The following is a 16763-nucleotide window of genomic DNA, read 5'->3' on the forward strand; positions in this document are numbered from 1 at the left end:
TTATTGCCTTGCGCCTAAACGTGTTTGTTCTGGATAGCCCACAGCCCGCTTTAATGCGGCTAGGGAGCGATTATAGTTCAAAATGGCAGCAAGAAGGTTCCCTTGGGCTTGGGTCAAATTCGTTTCGGCATTGGTGACTTCTTGTTGCGTTCCTACCCCCGCTTGAAAACGCAGCCGAGCGAGGCGCAGCCCTTCAGTGGCTTGGGTAACCGCTGTCCGTGCTGTAGCAATGTTTTTCGCATTGGCTCTGAGATTGGTGTAGGCTGTTTCCACCTCTAGGCGGATGATGTTTTTCTGATTGGCATATTGTTCCTCAGCGGTTGCTGCAAGGGCTTCTTGGCGAGCCGCACTGGCACGGGCATTGCCGCCATCAAAGAGGTCTAATTGCATTTGCAGTCCTACCCCATAGCCAAAGCGAGGTGCGAGATCATCCGTGACCTTGTCCAGCAGATTGCCACTGGCAAAGAGACTCAGTTGGGGACGGGTAGCCGCCAATACTACCTGACGATTGTTCAGGGCAATCGTGCGCTGTAGCAGCCGCTGCTCTAGCTCAACACGGTTCTGATAGGCAAGGAGAATACTATCCTCAAGGGAAAGTGACCATTCTTCAGCGGGTTCAACGCGGTCAGCGATCGCCACATCCACCGTCTGATTCACATTCAATCGCTGTGCCAACTGTCGCCGGGTGGTGATTTCCAAATTGCGCGCTTGGCTCAAGTTTTGCTGGGCATTGGCAAGGTTCACCTCGGCAGTTAACACATCCAATAGAGTGCCAATCCCGGCTTGCTCAAAGGCCGTCGCATCCCGCAGGGTCACTTGGGCATTGGCTACGGCAGCTTCACCAATTTGCACCTGTACCTTGGCCTGTTGCGCCAAATAGTAATCATTCGTTACATCAAGGATCAGTTGTTGGCGTTGGCGTTGTACCTCTAGTTCACTGAGGCGCACTTGGTCACGAGCTGCTGCAATGGCCGCCGATCGCCCGCCCCCCGCAAACAACGTATAGTTCATCACCAGGGCTGCATTCGACGTTGCCCCACTCGTCGCCCCAAAAAGATTGGTAAAAAAGTTCGTAAAGTTGAGTCGATTTACTGGTGCAAGGGTAATGGGAGTGAAGTTGGAGGGGGTAGCCGCCTGACTGGCACTATTTTGCAGTTGTTGCAGTTGCTGTTGCAGCTCAAGGTTTTGCTGATCCGAAAACGCCGTGAGTTGGGGGCCTTGAAATCGCTGTTGCAGTCGTTGCACCTGAGTATTCAAAATACTGCTGGCGGCCAGTTGCTGAGCGAGAAGCTGTTGCTGCGCCTGTTGCTGTTGCTGCTGTTGTAAAGAGAGTTGCTGCTGAAAGTTGAGGGGCAGGTAGGCAGGCTGGCCACCGGGGGAGGTATTTTGGCCAATGCTGGCTTGAAACACAAGGGTGGGATAAAGCTGTGCTTGCACCTGTCGCAGTTGTGCCCGTGCCCGTTGTAGTTGTAGCTCACTAATCTGTAGGCCAATGTTATTGCGAATCGCCACCTCAATCGCTTGCTCGAGGGTGAGGGGTTGATTGAGATCAATCTTGACCGTCTCAGGAAGCGCCAGTCTATCGGGATTGGGGTCGAGAGGCGTGAGGACATCCGAGGCTGGCGTTTGGGAAGATGCCTGTGCCATTGGAGTCGTGGTGGGTGTAGCTTGAACCGAGCTAGACAGCGTCACGGGGGCGATCGCGAGGAGTCCCGACACCAGCATTTTTTGGGGATTCAGGGCAAGATCATTCAACATGAGAACTTAGACGTGCAACCTGCTCAACTTAGCCACGGTAGGACTGCGCCTAAGCACTGGTGAAGATTGCCAGCATACAGCCATGTGCTTCACTCCCACAACACACCCATTCTGCAAAACTCTAGCATGGATTCTCGATTGCGATCGCCCCCTAGAGCAACAGCCGCAGACCACGAGGATTGAAAAGGGGGAGAAAACTGATCTACAATAAGGAACCCTCAAAAAGGAGAGGTGGCTGAGTGGTCGAAAGCGGCAGATTGCTAATCTGTTGATAGGCAGGTAACTCCTATCCGAGGGTTCGAATCCCTCCCTCTCCGTTGAAGAAAAGATCATCAAACCAATAGCTGACACTTATCCTTTGCTACCCCTCAGCAAAGCGCGAACGGGGCAAGGGCAGGAGATAATAAATTCACATAAACATCTTTGGGATAAGACGATGGCCAGCGACTTAGCAATGACAATTCTCCCTGGTATGACCGTGAAGGTCACCAATCCCAACGATACCTACTACCAATTTCAGGGGATTGTACAGCGGGTTACAGATGGCAAAGTGGCAGTGCTCTTTGAAGGCGGGAACTGGGATAAATTGGTTACTTTTCAGACTAGTGAGCTAGAGCCAGTGGTGACCACGCCCAAGGAAAAAGCGAAAGCGAAAAAGTAAACGATGGCGCGGCGATCGCCTCCCCCCCAGCCCTTTGCGGAAATTATCCAAACCGCAACGGATCACTGCATTGCCCAGTGCCACGAACCCGCTAGCCTCGATTTTCCCCTAGTGCCCGCCTTGGGTAGTTGGGTGCGGATTCCTGAAGGTGATCGCGTCATTTATGGCGTTGTTGCCTATGTAGTAACGGCTCCCATTGACACCATTCACCGTGCCACCGCCTTGGGGCTATCCCTAGAGCAACTACGGCAAGAGCAGCCCCATATTTTTGCCATGTTGAAAACTGAGATCACGATCGCCATCACTGGCTTTCAGGAACAGGAACACTTTTATCACCATTTGCCCCCCCACCCACCCCAAATGCACCAGCAGGTCTATGGCTGTCCTGTTGAGGAAGTGATTGCCTTCAGTGGCACATTGACCTTTTTGCGAACACTGTTGACCCTGCGCTATGGTCCCGGCGATGCCTTGGTGGCGGCAACGCTGCGTTCCTTGTATCAACTCCGCCAGCGCGATCGCCAGTGGCTGGTGCAGGCAGCGCAATACCTGAACCGACTCCTCAAGGATGACTACGATCGCCTGCGGGGCATTATCGAGCAGTTATGATAGCGGGCAAAACAAAAGCAATCACAATCCCCAGCAAAATAACAATTTCTAGGCCCAACAACACTTGATTGGAAGGCTTGAGCCTACCGCCACGCCACCAGTTCCCGATCCGCCGATCCTCTGGGCGGATTGCAAAACTCACCATTGAAACCAAAAGTGGCCGCCCCCCTGCCTTTGCCCCCAGAATCAAGTGAGACAGCAAACTCAGGAGCACCACACTCCAAGCCCCTAAATGAGCCAAGTACCAGCCTCGATTTAGCTCGCCTGTGGGCAACCACTCCTCCTGCATCATCCGCCCGCTGATAAGGGCAAACGTGACCGCCACCAGCATTAGGGTATTTGCCAACCGTTGCCAAGCGTGCCAATTCCCTTGGGAAAGTTGCGCCAAGGATTTCTTGTGCAACAGCCGGCGATCGCCCCAATGAAAGCAGTAGAGCGCAAAGAAGGGAAACAGCAATAAAAGGACGAGGGCAATCGTCCCGTGGAGGCCTTGAATATCGGGAATCTTGGGTAGGGGCAGTGATCCCCAGCGGCCATCGTAGGTGTTGTAGACCCAAAACCCTGAGATGAGAGCGAGGAGTGCCAAAATCGCGATCGCCCCATGGGCAAGGCGTAGCAGAAGGGGTTGATAGGGAATCGGTTTGGCCATCGTTATTGACGAACAGGGTGTAATTGCTTGACGAGGCGATCGTACTGCTGCGTTTCCGCCCAATCTAGAATTTCCCGTGCCCGCAGCACCGGTAGTGGGTGAGTCAGTTGACTGGCCTGCAATTCCTTGAAAAGGTTGTACCAACCCCGATCAGCGGCCTCATAGTCACGCGCTTGGGCAATGAAGGCATCGAGATTCAGGCGATCGCTCCACTGGGGCGAGCCACCACAGAGTTTCATCAGCACCGAGGCCACAACCCGCGGGTCTTGGGTCACCAACAAGGCCGCGCGATCGCAGGTGAGTTCAGCACAGCGCAACCAATGCATCAATTGGGTTTGCAGTCCTTGCGCCAAGAGCAAGCCCCAAGGGGAGAGTTGACTAGTGGCAAACAGCAGCAGGTTGGCGATCGTCAGATACACGCCATGCTCGCACTTCAGATGTCCCAACTCGTGCGCCAGTACTGCCTGCAATTCCTTGGGTGTCAGCAATTCCACAAGGGAGGAGTGCAGTACAACAAAGGGCTGCTTGCCCCGCATGGCAAAGGTATAGGCATTGGGGACAGGATGCTGTTTCAGATACAGTTGGGGTGGCTCTAGGCCTAAAATGCGGCAAGCCTCGATATGAAGCCCGTAAATGTCTGGAAGTTGCTGTTCACTTAGGCGCAGACTGCTGCCAATATTTTCAAGATAAAAGGCCTGCTCCGCCACCGAACCTAGGAGCGATCGCACGAGAAGATCTAACCCCGGCAGTTGTTGGAGTGCTTGGGTGGCCTCGCGATCGCGGGGATGACGAAACTGATCAGCCCTCAGGCTGGAATACGCTGGAACAGGCATGAAATCGTGATTTTTACTTTGACCCCTCTACTGCCAATTTTAAGGTATGGCACAGGTTTCTCGCATCCCTGCCAAAACGTTCGGCGGTGTTCGGCATGATCTGCGACCTGAGACCAAAAAAGCTACGGCAAGTGCACCCATCGCTTGCTCCTAGATTAGGTGCTCACCTCTACCGTAGCCTTCTTTAGTCAAGGGAGTTTTAGTTAGAAGGCGTCATCCTCCTCTTCCTCCCCATAGTCATCGTCCTCGTCTAGGAGTTCGTCCTCTTCATCGTCAGCATCACTACTGGCGAATTCAAAATCGCGAGTCCGTCCAGTGATTTTTTCAATCACGTGGGGCGCCGTTTCATCGTCAATGAGGACATCCTCACCGAGGTCAGCGGTCACATTGACCGTCATTGAGGGGGGTTCGGGTTCAGGGCTGATAACGTGGGTTTGACCCAAGCGATCTTCACCCTCTTCCCACTCTTCGTCGCCGTTGCTACTTTCCTCGTAGCTGTTGAAGCCGGTGCCCGCTGGGATGAGACGGCCAATGATGACGTTTTCCTTAAGTCCCCGCAGCCAATCGGACTTGCCTTCAATGGCCGCTTCCGTGAGTACCCGTGTTGTCTCTTGGAAACTGGCGGCTGAAATAAAGCTATCGGTATTCAGTGAAGCCTTGGTAATCCCCAAGAGGACAGGGGTATATTGGGCAGGTGCACCACCGGTGAGTGCCATGGGTTCGTTGGCTTGCTCCGCTTGGCGCAGACTCATGAGTTCCCCAGAGAGAACGATTGTATCGCCGGCATCATCAATCCGTACCTTCGAGGTCATCTGGCGGACGACCACCTCAATGTGTTTATCGGCAATCTCAATCCCTTGGGTGAGATACACCGACTGCACCTCGTTGACCAAGAAGGATTGCACCTTCTCAAGGCTAATTTGGGCGGCTTTGAGCAACCCTTGGGGTTTGTAGTACTCAAAGTAAATGGAGAGGATGTCGTGGGGATCCACAGGGCCATCGGTGAGGGGGTCAGCGAGATTGACCTTTTGACCATCCACCACCAAGGGGTTTTGACCCGGCAGGACAGGGTATTCCTGAATCGTGCCATCCTCTTCAATGACTTTGATATCTACGCTGTCATCACTGTTATAGGTGACTTGACAGGTGCCGGGGCGCACAGCCAGCACGCATTTTTCTTTGGGATGGCGCGCTTCAAGGAGTTCTTCAATCCGAGGTAACCCCTGAATAATGTCCCCCGTTTTCGCCCGCTCAAACACCAACAGGGCGAGGTTATCCCCGCGCTGCACAAGGTCACCGTCCTCAATTTGCAGCACTGCCCCCGGCGAGACAAGGTAGGGACGGGCTAAGCGCAGGATCACGTGGTCATCGGCCACCGCCATGACCGCTGCTGTTTCTGGGGCAGTCACCCCCTTGGCCAGTTCATCGCCGGGACGCACGAGATCGCCAACTTTGACCGTGGGTTTAGCCCCGTTGGTCTCGATCCGCAGGCGATCGCTCTCAGTAACGACCAGAATACGGCGAACCGATTCCCCACTGCGCAAGATCCCCTGCACTTCACCTGCCTGCTTGGCTTTGATGTCCGTGCGGGCAATCACGGCACCGGGGCCAATGTGATCGCCATCCTTGACCAAGAGGGAAGTAAACGTACTGCCTTGGGTTTGATCGGCAGCAATGTCACGGCGAATCACCAAGGATTCCAGAATCACCAGTTGGAGGCGCCGGGCTTCTGGATCCACCTCATCCGTCACAATTTCAATGTCAGCAGCCAGTTGGGGGGCTTCGCTGCCAATTTCAAGGACTAACTGTGTCCGCAGCAGATCAACGCCATCAACGGATTTAACTCGCTCATCGTGTTTGTAGGGCAACCGCTGCACAGCCCGCAGGCGAATGGACTGCCCTGAGCTATCACTGGAGTCTTGGCTGGGTACCGATGGCTCATCAGGCACGCTAAATTCTTGGACGGGGCGCAGCAGAATCGCTGGTCCTTCGGGAGTGTCCTCCAGATAATCCACTTGCGAGAGGGTTTCAACCACAAGGCCGGGGAGTACCTCTTCACCCGGACGCGCCAACACACCATGCTTCAGCCGCGCGGCTTCCGGATCATCCACAAGGTGCAGTTCGCCGGGCTTGATAATAATTTCCCGCAGAATGTCGTTTTTCTGGATGACTTCGACGACACCGCTGTTTTGACAGAAGATGTCCTTGACAACCTCCGTCCCTGCTTCGACGTATTGGTTGTCCTCTACCATGAGCAGCGAAATGTCTTTATTTACCTCATGGGTTTCTTCGGGAATCCACAGGAGCGTCCCCCCCTTGAGGACTTCGTAGCCCTGCTTGGCTTTGCCTTTTTTGGCCACTTCAATGTCGGCATATTTGAGGATACCGCCAGTCGTGGTGTGGTAGCGATCGTCAATGAGTTCGGCCACCACTTGACCATTGGCGACTTTCGTACCGGGGGCAGCTTTCAAGGAGAAGCGCTGACCAGTGGCGGTTTCAATAATGTAATGCTCGCGTCCCTGCTGGGTTTCTTTGAGCACCTTGGCTTTATCGAGCATCACCGAGGCAGTAATAATTTCCACCTCGCGACCGCCTTTGCTATCCTGTTGCTCAGGGAGACGCACGACACCGCCATGCTCGGTTTTCACCGTGGTTTCTGCAAGCACGGCCCCGGCTTCAATGCGATCGCCATTTTTCACCACCGGCTCTGCACCGGGGGGCAGGTTATAGACTTCCCCAGACAGTACCCAAATCAAGCCACCTTTGGGGGCAATGCGCGTTGTGGTGCCTTGGCGATCGCGCTTCTCCTCTGCTTCGAGGTTGACGAACTTCACTTGACCCGCCAAATCCGAGGCCACATCCTTGGTCACTTTCTCCGTGGACTTGCGGACACTGCGGGAGGCCTGCGCCACTTCCGCCAACAATTGACCCGCTTCAACGGTTTCACCCTCTGCCACTAGCACAATTGACCCTTGGGAGAGGTCAAATTCTTGGCTTTGTTGAGCGCCTTTGATCACAAGCTTGCCAGCGGTTTCGACAATAAAGGCATCATCCCCGTGACGAGTGCGGTAGGGACGTACCCGTAATTTCTTGCCGTACTCCACCGTGCCAGCAAAGGGAGCGCGTTCTTGGCGAGCCACTTCCCCCGTAAACACCCCACCAGTGTGGAACGTGCGCATGGTCAACTGCGTACCGGGTTCACCAATGGATTGAGCGGCAATAATGCCCACCGCTTCTCCCATATCCACCAGTTGGGCATGGGCAAGGCTCCAGCCGTAGCAAAGACGACACACAGAGCCAGTGGCCTCGCAGGTGAGGGGCGATCGCACCACTACTTCTTCGATACCCGCATCAACAATTTTCTTCGCTAGATCAGCAGAGATGGCTTGATTTTTGGCCACCAGCACTTCGCCCGTTTCCGGATGGCAGACATCATTGAGCACCACTCGACCCAAAAGCCGATCCTCTAGCGCCAGTACCTTATCCCCCACCGTCATACTGCGCAGCGTAATGCCCCGCTCCGTTTCACAATCCTCTTCGCGGATAATCACATCTTGGGAGACATCCACCAAGCGCCGGGTCAAGTAACCGGAGTCCGCCGTCCGCAGTGCTGTATCCACCAGTCCTTTACGCGCACCGTAGGAGGAGATAATGTACTCCGTCACCGTCAGCCCTTCGCGGAAGTTGGTTTTAATCGGCAGGTCAATGATTTCCCCTTGGGGATTGGCCATTAACCCCCGCATTCCCACCAACTGGCGCACCTGCGAGAGGTTCCCCCGTGCCCCCGAGAAGGCCATCATATACACGGAGTTGAGGACATCAGTATTACGGAAGTGCCGCACCACCTCGTTTTTCAGTTCTTCGTTGGTGGTGTTCCAAGTGTCAATCACCTTCTGGAAGCGTTCCACCTCCGTAATTTCACCCCGCGAGTAGCGCTCCTGAGCGGTTTTAATTTCCTTTTCAGCGGCTTCGAGGAGTTCCTGTTTTTTCGGGGGCACGAGCAGGTCATCAACACTGATGGAGACACCGGCGCGGGTGGCATAGCGAAAGCCAAGGTCTTTGACTTTGTCGGCCATTTCCGCTGTGCGGGCGGTGCCAAAGTTGCTAAACGACCAAGCAATTAGGTTCCGCAAGCCTTTTTTGTCAATGATGCGGTTAAAGAAAACAGGCTTTTTCTCAGTCATGGTGTTGGGCTCTCCCAAATTAACTGGCTAGGGCTTCTTGAATCGTTTGGTTGTAGATGATGCGACCGGGGGTGGTGCGGATGTATTGGGAAATCAGTTGACCGTTGGCATCCTCCTTGACTCGCCGCAGGGAATACTCCAGTAAACGGGAACCATCTTCATAGGTCGTAATCTGAGGTTCACTGCTGTCACCATCGTCCACCTCACCGTCGTAGCGCACCCAGACAAAGGCATGGAGCGGCAAGTGTCCCTGTTCGTAGGCCATGACCACGTCTTGGAAGTTGGCATAGTAGCGATCGCTATAATCTGGCAGCTTCGGATTTTCTGCTGTCAAGTAATAGCAGCCCAAAACCATGTCTTGGCTGGGGGTAATAATCGGCTTGCCCGTGGCCGGCGACAGAATATTATTTGAGGCTAGCATCAGCATCCGCGCCTCCGCTTGGGCCTCAATCGAGAGGGGGACGTGCACCGCCATTTGATCCCCGTCAAAGTCGGCGTTGAAGGCAGGACACACCAAGGGGTGCAGTTGAATGGCACGCCCTTCCACCAGAATTGGCTCAAAGGCCTGAATCCCCAAACGGTGGAGGGTTGGCGCCCGGTTGAGCAGCACCGGGTGACCCTCAATCACCTCCTCTAGCACATCCCAAATTTGGGGGTCATTGCGCTGGATCATCCGCTTCGCTGCCTTAATGTTGTTGACAATTTGTTGGCGAATCAAGCGGTGAATCACAAAGGGCTGGAAGAGTTCAATGGCCATTTCCCGAGGCAGGCCGCACTGGTGCATTTGCAGTTTTGGCCCCACCACAATCACCGAACGACCGGAGTAGTCCACCCGTTTCCCCAGCAGGTTTTGGCGGAAGCGACCCTGTTTCCCCTCAATAATGTCGGAAAGGGACTTCAGGGGACGGTTGTTGGCGCCCACTACCGTACGACCGCGACGACCATTATCAATCAGGGCATCCACCGCCTCTTGAAGCATGCGCTTCTCATTCCGAACAATAATCTCGGGGGCGAGAATCTCTTGCAGGCGGGCAAGGCGGTTGTTGCGGTTAATGACGCGGCGGTACAGGTCATTCAGGTCAGAGGTGGCAAAGCGCCCACCATCTAACTGCACCATTGGCCGCAGATCCGGTGGAATCACGGGAATTACCGTCAAAACCATCCACTCTGGCTTTGCTCCAGTGGCAATGAAGTTGTCAATGACCCGCAGCCGTTTGATGAGCTTGGCGCGTTTTTGCCCCTTGGAGTTGAGGATTTCCTGCCGCAGTTGGTCGGCCTCTTTTTGCAGATCTAAATCCTGAAGTAGGCGTTGAATGGCTTCAGCCCCAATGCCCACCTCAATACCCTCTAGCTCCGAGTCTTCGCTGTAGATCTCTTCTTCAATTTCCTGCCACTGATCTTCGCTTAGGAGCTGCTTGTAGCTGAGGCTAGGGTGATTGCCCGGATCTAGCACTACATAGGAATTGAAATAGACAATTTGCTCCACATCCCGCAGGGGCATATCCAGCAGGATCGCCATGTAGCTGGGAATCCCCTTCAGATACCAAACATGGGTCACTGGGGCAGCCAACTTAATGTAGCCCATGCGATGGCGGCGCACCCGCGATTCGGTGACTTCAACGCCACAACGTTCGCAGACAATGCCACGATGGCGCACCCGCTTGTATTTACCGCAGTGGCACTCCCAATCCTTAGCAGGACCAAAAATCCGCTCGCAGAAGAGGCCGTCCATCTCTGGCTTGAGGGTGCGATAGTTAATGGTTTCTGGTTTAGTCACCTCGCCCACCACTTGACCGTTGGGGAGCGTGCGCTGCCCCCATTGGATGATGCGCTCCGGTGACGCGAGAGACACTTTTACATAATCAAAGCGTTGCTCGATTCTGGGCATAAACTCACAAATCCTTTGGCGGTGAATGGATCAAGGGGGCGATCGCCCCCAAACAAGCTGACTCAGTTCTGAGTGTTTAGAATGTCGTTGCCCCTTCTTTGTCGTCCGTGTCGTCGAGGGCACTGTAGTCAATTGTGGGTCGTGCCGGGGTACGGCGAGGGCTGACATCCACCATCAAATCCACCTCGGGGTCAGGTTTCATTTCGCCATCGTCATCAAAGCTGGGAATACTGGCCTTGCGCACGGAAATATCCAAGCACAGGGATTGCAGCTCCCGCATCAGCACCTTGAAGGACTCTGGCGTGCCCGGTCGTGGAATGGATTGCCCTTTAACAATGGCATTGAGGGCTTCATTGCGTCCTTGCATATCATCGGACTTGACCGTCAGCAACTCTTGGAGAATATAGGCGGCACCATAGGCCTCCAATGCCCACACCTCCATCTCGCCAAAGCGCTGACCCCCTTGCTGGGCTTTACCACCGAGGGGCTGTTGAGTAACCAAAGAGTAAGGCCCTGTGGAGCGGGCGTGGATCTTATCGTCCACCAAGTGCACGAGCTTCAGCATATAGGCCATCCCCACCGTCACGGGCCGGTCAAAGGGTTCACCGGTGCGGCCATCATAGACGACCATTTTGCCCGGATCCTCAGGATTAAAGACCCAATCTTGACCCGTGACTTCTTTGGCCTCTTGTAGCTTGGCATGGACGGTTTCGCGGGATTTTTCCTTGCCGTGCATTTCATCAAAGGGAGTAATTTTGAACCGACGACCAAGGCACTCCCCAGCCCAGCCCAGCAAACACTCATAGACTTGCCCCACATTCATCCGTGAAGGCACCCCCAAGGGATTGAGGACAATATCCACGGGGCGACCATCGGGTAGGAAAGGCATATCCTCCACAGGGAGAATGCGGGAAATAATCCCCTTGTTGCCGTGGCGGCCAGCCATTTTGTCCCCCACCTGAATTTTGCGCTTCTGGGCCACATAGACCCGCACCACCATATTGGCACCGGGGGGTAGTTCATCTCCCTGCTCACGGGTAAAGACGCGCACATCGACAACGCGCCCTTTTTCACCATTGGGCACCCGCAGGGAGTTATCCCGCACATCCCGCGCTTTTTCACCAAAGATGGCACGCAGGAGTTTTTCTTCGGGGGGCTGATCCGATTCCCCTTTGGGGGTGACTTTACCGACGAGAATATCGCCTGCTTCTACAAAGGCACCGATGCGGATAATGCCGTTTTCATCCAACTGCCGCAGGGCATCTTCAGAGACGTTGGGCACTTCGCGGGTAATTTCCTCAGGACCTAGTTTGGTTTGCCGCGCCTCGATCTCGTACTTCTCAATGTGGATGGAGGTATAGACATCCTCTTGAACTAGCCGTTCGCTGATCAGGATGGCGTCTTCGTAGTTGTAGCCTTCCCAAGGCATATAGGCCACAAGGATGTTTTGGCCAAGGGCTAGTTCGCCCCCCTCAGTGGCGGAGCCATCAGCAATCACCTGTCCTGCCTGCACGCGATCGCCGACAAAGACAATCGGTCGTTGATTCAAGCAGGTATCTTGGTTGGAGCGCTGGTACTTTTGCAGCGTGTAGGTCATCTCAGGGCCGTTATCGGTTTTGACGCGAATTTGATTGGCATCCACATAGGTGACCACACCATTGGTCTGGCTGAGAATCACCATCCCAGAGTCCCGTGCTGCCTGAGCCTCTAGACCGGTACCCACTAAGGGACGGTGCGGTCGCAACAGGGGGACTGCCTGCCGCTGCATGTTGGATCCCATGAGGGCACGGTTGGCGTCATCGTGCTCTAGAAAGGGAATCAGCGAGGTGGCCACAGAGATAATCTGTACTGGCGAAACTGCTACGTAGTCCACCTGATCGGGGGTGGTGGTGGTGAAATCTTGACGATAGCGTACAGGCACCACATCCCCAAGGATGTAGCCGTTTTCATCGGTGGGCACGTCCCCCGGCGCCACCCGCTTATCATCCTCTTCGTCAGCGGTCATGTAAACGGGAGGGCGATCCTTCAGCACCCGACCATTTTCCACTGGATAGAAAGGCGTCTCAATAAAGCCATATTCGTTGACGCGGGCATGGGTGGCCAAGGAACCAATCAACCCAGCGTTGGGACCTTCAGGAGTTTCAATGGGGCAAATGCGACCATAGTGACTCGGGTGAATATCCCGCACCGCAAAGCCCGCCCGCTCCCGAGTGAGACCGCCGGGGCCTAGGGCACTCAAGCGCCGTTTGTGGGTGAGTTCCGCGAGGGGGTTGGTCTGATCCATGAATTGGGAAAGCTGGCTAGAACCAAAGAATTCCTTGATGGCCGCCACCAAGGGCTTCGGGTTGACCAGCGAAGTGGGCGTCAAAGAATCCGTGTCAGACACCGTCATCCGCTCGCGAATGATGCGCTCTAGGCGATTGAGGCCAACGCGCACTTGGTTTTGCAGCAATTCACCCACAGAACGGACGCGGCGGTTGCCCAAGTGGTCAATGTCATCAATCGTGCCCAGATCAAACTCGAGGTTAATTAGATAATCAATGGCCGCAAGAATATCTTCTGGGGTGAGGATGCGTACCGAGTCGGGAATATTCAACTGCAACTTGCGGTTGAGCTTATAGCGACCTACCCGGCCAAGGTCGTAGCGTTTGGGATCAAAGAAGCGCGACTCCAGAAGCTGTTGTCCCCCTGAAACCGTGGGCGGCTCCCCTGGGCGCAGTTTTTTGTACAGTTCAATAAGGGCGTCTTCTTCGGAGAATTTGCCTTCTTTTTCAACAGTTTTTTGGTAGTACTCGGGGTGACGCAGCCGCTCTAGAATTTCGCTATCGGTTAACCCCAAGGCCTTGAGGAGAACGTGCGCTGAGAGCTTACGGGTTTTGTCAATGCGTACCCAGAGCAGATCGTTTTTATCGGTTTCAAATTTCAGCCAAGCGCCCCGGTTGGGAATCAGGCTGGCATTGTAGGTACGGCGACCATTCTTGTCGGTTTCTGATTTGTAGTAAACGCCGGGACTGCGGACAATCTGGTTGACAATGACGCGCTCTGCACCATTGATAATAAATGTCCCGCGATCGGTCATCAGGGGCAGATCGCCGATGAACACATCTTGGTCAATGATATTGCCGTTTTCTTTGTTAATGAGGCGAGTCGGGACATACATTTGCATTGAGTAGGTGGCATCCCGCCGCTTGGCCTCATCGACGCTATACTTCGGCTCCTTGAGTCGGTAGTCCTTGGCCAAAAAGTGCAACTCAATTTTGCCGGTATAATCAGTAATGGGGGAGAAACTCTCTAGCTCTTCAATGAGTCCTTCTTCCAGAAACCATCGGAAGCTGGCCCGCTGAATCTCGACAAGGTCTGGCAAGGTAAAAGCGGGTGGCGTGTAAATCTGATTACTAGCCATGTATATCCTCTAGAGGGTATCGCTAAAACGCGGATCTTGCATCTTAAATGAAGAGGCGTTGCCCTGTCAAGCACACCAAAAGCTCCGCTTACGGCAAACACTGCCGCCGGAGACCTCTGGCAAGATAAAGCTGTTGGAAACGAGAAGAGTTGACAAGTGCCACTGCCGCGCTTGCAAGCCGCTACCTATGACCATAGCACAGAGTTCTTACAGTTAAGCGACAGTTCACTAATAGTTATGGGGGTTGCTGCAACTTCAATCCTGTGTGCAGGGTTTCCAAAACAAGCGTTAAATGACCGTCTCTCAGGGCTGGCCAGTGGAGCCACAATCCAGAGAAGTGCCCACTGCGAAAAATGCCGTGGTCATCGGGTGCTTGACGGCGGTAGCTTGTTCCTTCCTTGAGATACCAATGAAAATCCTGCTCCGGTACCACCCAGACCAAGTATTCCTGAACCCCACAGCGACAATAAACCTCTAGTTTGTCGTGGAGATCGTAGGCGGCACTGCTACTGGCAATTTCGACAATGAGTTCAGGCGCCCCTTCAAGATAATCATCCTCGCTGATATGGGAGGTGCCATTGACAAGGCGCAGCAGGGCATCGGGTTGCACCACTGTTTGGGCATCTAAGCGGACGGTGGCATTAGCGAGCACCATGACGTTGGCTGTTGCCACTTCAAAGGCCATCAACCAGCCCATGACGAGACTGTGGGGACGGCTGTGGGAATTCACCCGCACAGGGGAGGCCACGTACACGACTCCGTTAATGAGTTCAGCTTTTTTAATATGAGGACATTGGGCATACAGGCGCTCAAAGGCCTCGCGACTGAGGCGATCGCCACTCTCCAACATTGGCACTGTCCCCTGCGGAGCTGCAAACATGATCAGCGGATTTGCCCTGCACTGCTTGCCTCTATTCTAGGCTAGGCGGAAAGGCCAATTGTGGTTTCTGAGAGGCGGCCATCTTCCATGTGAATGATGCGATCGGCGACATCAAGAATACGGTTATCGTGGGTCACAATTAAAATGGTGCAGCCCTGTTCGCGGGCAAGGCTACGCATAATTTCCACCACATCGCGACCGGATTTTTTATCGAGAGCAGCCGTCGGTTCATCGGCAAGGACAATTTTGGGATGTCCCACGAGAGCGCGAGCGATCGCCACCCGTTGCTTTTGCCCCCCCGAAAGTTCATGGGGATAGTAGTCAAGGCGCTCTCCAAGGCCAACGGCACAGAGCATGGCTTCCACCCGCTCTCGAACTTCCTGTGGACTGAGGTGGGGTTGCAAATCCAGCGCCATTTGCACATTTTGGCGAGCCGTCAAGGCATGGAGCAGATTGTGCCCTTGGAAGATGTAGCCCGTTTGCCGCCGAATTTGAATCTGCTGCTCTTTTGTGGCGTTGCGTAGCTCCTGACCCAGAACCCGCAGACTGCCCTCTTGTGCCGATCGCAAGGCACCGATCAGGGTTAACAGTGTGGTTTTCCCTGACCCCGAAGGCCCCGTCATGATCACAATTTCACCCGCCTCAATGCGAGCGCAGAGATCAAAGAGAATTTGCTTGCGCAGTTGCCCCTGACCAAAGTAGTGATTGAGGCCTTGAATGTGGATCACTGGCTCCATAACACCATCCTAGAAAATATCGGCAGGATCAGCCGCTTGGATCCGCCGCATGGCGATCGCTCCCGAAAGGGTACACATTAAGACCGTGAGGGTAAAGACCAAACTGGCGCGCTCTACGGTCATCCACACTGGCAGTGACGTGGCTCTGGCAATCAGGATGTAGAGTAAAAATGACACGATAAAGCCTGGAACATAGCCCATACAGGAGAGAATCAAGGACTCCTGCATGACCACGCCATAGAAGAAGATATCGCGGTAGCCCATGGCCTTGAGGGTGGCATACTCCGCCAAGTGATCCGTGACATCGGTGTAGAGAATTTGATAGACAATCACGGAACCAACGATAAATCCCATCAGGGCACCAAGGGAGAAAATAAAGCCAATGGAGGTACTCTTTTCCCAATAACTGCGCTCAAACTCAGCAAACTCCTCACGGGTCATCACCAGTACATCATTGCCGAGGGAAGCATTCATCCGCCGTGCCAATGCTTTCGTATTCACCCCCGGCTGCACCCGTACTAAACCCACATCGATCAGCCCCGGATGACGTTCGGGGAAAAGGCGCAAAAAGTTCAAATCACTCGTGAGCAAATTACCATCGGCACCAAAGTTGGCTCCCATGCGAAACAAGCCTGCCACGGTGATTTTGCGGCCAGAGACTTCGGTCGTGACCTCTTCCCCTTGGCGGTATAGCTCAGGAATCGGGCCAAACTCAGCGCGGGATTGGGCATCAAAAAGAACATGATCCGCTAGCTTAATCGCCTCTTGCCAGTGGGGGGTATCGGATACGGCAATGGACACCGCCATCGGATCGACGCCAATCACCATCAGTTGGCGAGTACTTTTGTTAATGGGATTGCGCCAGAGACCAAAACTCAGGTAGAGGGGAGAAACCGACTCGACCCCTTCAAAGCCCGCTGCTTGGTAGAGTCGCCGCCGGGGAAAGCTGCGCATGGCAATCAGCGCCGTCGACTGGGGACTAATGAGGACAATATCGGTGTTTAAGCTCTCGTGGAAGCGCACTGCCGCCTTAAAGAGGGCATCGCGAAAGCCAAACTGCATCAGCATCAGCACAACCGCAAAGGCAATGCCCGCGATCGCCACCAATAGGCGAATGCGCTCTCGAATCAGTTGTAGCCAAGCTAAGGGAATTGCAAAAATCAT

At 54.3% G+C, this 16763-nt stretch carries 11 protein-coding genes and 1 tRNA gene; 3 read left to right on the forward strand and 9 right to left on the reverse strand.

What is annotated here, in order from left to right; genetic code table 11:
- A complete protein-coding gene (locus tag QYC28_RS10270) occupies window positions 1-1758 on the reverse strand; it encodes a TolC family protein (protein ID WP_302679430.1) in 1758 nt (585 codons plus the stop codon).
- A 225-nt stretch (window positions 1759-1983) separates the two neighbouring features.
- Here QYC28_RS10270 and QYC28_RS10275 point away from each other — a divergent pair.
- The 3 genes from QYC28_RS10275 (at window position 1984) to QYC28_RS10285 (ending at window position 3025) form a co-directional block, all read left to right on the forward strand.
- Window positions 1984-2075, forward strand: a tRNA-Ser gene (locus tag QYC28_RS10275).
- 11 nt (window positions 2076-2086) lie between these two features.
- Complete coding sequence (ndhS, locus tag QYC28_RS13295; protein ID WP_286627186.1) at window positions 2087-2419, forward strand: photosynthetic/respiratory NAD(P)H-quinone oxidoreductase subunit S; 333 nt, start codon at window positions 2087-2089, stop codon at window positions 2417-2419.
- 3 nt (window positions 2420-2422) lie between these two features.
- Entirely contained in the window at window positions 2423-3025 is a 603-nt protein-coding gene (locus QYC28_RS10285) for an HAS-barrel domain-containing protein (RefSeq protein ID WP_149820538.1), read from the forward strand.
- Here QYC28_RS10285 and QYC28_RS10290 read toward each other — a convergent pair.
- From QYC28_RS10290 to devC, 8 genes are all read right to left on the reverse strand, one after another.
- Window positions 3009-3674: a cytochrome b/b6 domain-containing protein gene (locus QYC28_RS10290; protein ID WP_302679431.1), complete on the reverse strand. Its 666-nt coding sequence runs from the start codon at window positions 3672-3674 to the stop codon at window positions 3009-3011. The genes QYC28_RS10285 and QYC28_RS10290 overlap by 17 nt on opposite strands.
- Before the next feature lie 2 nt (window positions 3675-3676).
- Window positions 3677-4507 (reverse strand): M48 family metallopeptidase, encoded by an 831-nt coding sequence (locus QYC28_RS10295; protein ID WP_286649612.1) that lies wholly within the window; start codon window positions 4505-4507, stop codon window positions 3677-3679.
- Between the two features lie 203 nt (window positions 4508-4710).
- Window positions 4711-8691 carry a DNA-directed RNA polymerase subunit beta'' gene (locus tag QYC28_RS10300; RefSeq protein WP_302679432.1) on the reverse strand — a complete coding sequence of 1327 codons (3981 nt, stop codon included), beginning with the start codon at window positions 8689-8691 and terminating at the stop codon, window positions 4711-4713.
- Window positions 8692-8710: 19 nt separating this feature from the next.
- A complete protein-coding gene (locus QYC28_RS10305) occupies window positions 8711-10579 on the reverse strand; it encodes a DNA-directed RNA polymerase subunit gamma (protein WP_286625599.1) in 1869 nt (622 codons plus the stop codon).
- A 76-nt stretch (window positions 10580-10655) separates the two neighbouring features.
- A complete protein-coding gene (gene rpoB, locus QYC28_RS10310; RefSeq protein WP_149820548.1) occupies window positions 10656-13982 on the reverse strand; it encodes a DNA-directed RNA polymerase subunit beta in 3327 nt (1108 codons plus the stop codon).
- A gap of 235 nt (window positions 13983-14217) precedes the next feature.
- Complete coding sequence (locus QYC28_RS10315; RefSeq protein WP_149820550.1) at window positions 14218-14862, reverse strand: Uma2 family endonuclease; 645 nt, start codon at window positions 14860-14862, stop codon at window positions 14218-14220.
- A gap of 41 nt (window positions 14863-14903) precedes the next feature.
- A complete protein-coding gene (locus QYC28_RS10320) occupies window positions 14904-15599 on the reverse strand; it encodes a DevA family ABC transporter ATP-binding protein (RefSeq protein ID WP_149820552.1) in 696 nt (231 codons plus the stop codon).
- A 9-nt stretch (window positions 15600-15608) separates the two neighbouring features.
- Complete coding sequence (gene devC / locus QYC28_RS10325) at window positions 15609-16763, reverse strand: ABC transporter permease DevC (protein WP_302679433.1); 1155 nt, start codon at window positions 16761-16763, stop codon at window positions 15609-15611.

Source organism: Thermosynechococcus sp. HY596 (assembly GCF_030518715.1).
Classification (GTDB): domain Bacteria; phylum Cyanobacteriota; class Cyanobacteriia; order Thermosynechococcales; family Thermosynechococcaceae; genus Thermosynechococcus.